The sequence below is a fragment of the Synechococcus sp. R8-2 genome, assembly GCF_047461715.1.
Taxonomy (GTDB): Bacteria; Cyanobacteriota; Cyanobacteriia; order Thermostichales; family Thermostichaceae; genus Thermostichus.
Genome location: NZ_JANSHQ010000416.1, coordinates 1 through 1,788, shown reverse-complemented (window position 1 = coordinate 1,788; position 1,788 = coordinate 1). Strand labels below are relative to the sequence as shown.

Below are 1,788 nucleotides of genomic sequence, written 5' to 3'. Positions count from 1 at the left end.
GCCAAGCAGGACTTTTGTCGCAAAGCCTTTCAAGCGTTTCGCGCCTCTCCTTCCCAAAGCTATATCATCAGCTCCAATGTGCAGGCTTTGACCCCAGAAGGTTTGTGTCGGCGCTTGGATCAGTTTTATCAGTATGCCGTCAACGACGAGATCCCCATCAACCAGGCGGCCAATATTGCCCCATTGCTGTTTTCAGACTTACCCCTGGAGCAGCCTTGATCCCTGTGGAGCGCTTGGTCTGCTGGGGACAAAGGCGGCGGGCGAGGATCTGGGCCCAGCTCTCAACAGTTTGGCCGGATCTAGACAGGCGTAGCCAGAGGTTCCGGGGGTGCAGGGAAAGGGAGCTGTTGGAGTTGGGGTTGGTGGGGGCGGATCCCCATCGCTTGGCGCATCAAGGCAGGCTTGAGCAGCGGCAAAACCTCCAGTCCCCACAGGCCCAGGCGACGCAAGACCAGCAACGGCCAGCTTCGGTTGGAAAAGAGGCGATTGGCAGCATCGGTTGCAAAAAGAACCAGCGCGTTTTCTGGGCGGCGACAGCGCTCGTAGGCTTGTAGCAAAGCCGGATCGCCGGGATCCCGGCCCGCCATTTTGGCTTCGATCAACAGGGCAGCCAAGGCCGCCACATCCCGCATGCCCAGATTCGCTCCCTGCCCCCCCAGCGGATGGGTGGTATGGGCAGCATCCCCCACCAAAGCCAGCCGGGATCCGATATAGGTTTGGGCATGGGCCCGCTGCGGCTGATAACAAGCTCTGGGAGAGGCGGCCAGCAACGCTCCCAACTGGGATCCAAACCAAGGCCGGATGGCCTGCAGAAACTCAGCCTCAGATAAGCCCATCAGCCGATCTCGATCCGCTTGGCGAACTGTCCAGACGACACAACTGCGATGGGGATCGGAGGTGGGCAAAATGGCGAAGGGACCGCTGACCTGAAAGCGCTCGTAGGCCACCTGCCGGTGAGGATGCTCATGGGTGAGGGTGGAAACGATGCACACCTGTCCATAGCCCCAGCGGGATAACGGGATCCCAGCCTGTTCCCGCAGCCGCGAACGGGCCCCATCTGCAACCACCAGCAGAGCAGCCCGCAGGGTTTGCCGGGATCCCTCCTGAGCCAGCAGCTCTACCCGCAGGTGATCTGCTGCAGGGGAGAAACTTTGCGCCTGAGCAGGGCTGAAAAGCGTTACCGAAGGGCACTCGCGAATGCGCTGCAACAGAGCTTTTTGGGTAATTTGATTTTCCACGACGTAGCCCAGGGCCGGCGCTTGGAGCATCTCACGGCGCAGCTGAGCCACCCAGGGGCCTTCCCCATCAGAGACCTGAATGCGGTGGATGGGAGAGACTCCCCAGGCCTCCATAAGGGGCCATACCCCAATCCGCTGCAGAATGCGGGCTGTCCCCAGAGCCAAAGCGCTGGCTCGGCCATCCGCCCCCACCCCCTGCGAGAGATCCCGCCCCTCGATCAGCCCGACGCGGATCCCGGCCTGGCCCAAAGCGGCTGCTAAGGTGGATCCCACCATCCCAGCTCCGGCAATCACCACCTCGAAGTCCAGTCGCCTTGGCTTGGCTGCTGTCGGAGCAATGGCTAGGGGAGCAGCGGAAGTGGGCAAAAGGCTCATGGGCACTCACGGCAAGTAGGCTTAACTTCCATTCTAGGGTTCCTGCACCCGGCAGGCCGCTAAGGACAAGCGGCAAGTGGGGTCAAAGCGCCACGAGGGATCCCTTTTGATCTCAGCCCCTTTGTTTGCTGCTGCAGGGTGGAATCCCTGTGGGTAGCTGATACATTTACGCTGA

At 61.2% G+C, this 1,788-nt stretch carries 1 protein-coding gene and 1 pseudogene; one reads left to right on the top strand and one right to left on the bottom strand.

Annotated elements, in window-relative coordinates; translation table 11 throughout:
- Positions 1-219 (top strand): annotated as a pseudogene (locus tag NW819_RS10145) (hypothetical protein); the annotation flags it as partial.
- 80 nt (positions 220-299) lie between these two features.
- Here NW819_RS10145 and NW819_RS10140 read toward each other — a convergent pair.
- Entirely contained in the window at positions 300-1,613 is a 1,314-nt protein-coding gene (locus tag NW819_RS10140) for a UbiH/UbiF/VisC/COQ6 family ubiquinone biosynthesis hydroxylase (protein WP_414413661.1), read from the bottom strand.
- Positions 1,614-1,788 lie beyond the last annotated feature (175 nt).

Excerpts from the sequence above, each read along its gene's own strand:
- NW819_RS10140 (WP_414413661.1), bottom strand. The coding sequence starts at position 1,613 with ATGAGCCTTTTGCCCACTTCCGCTGCTCCCCTAGCCATTGCTCCGACA.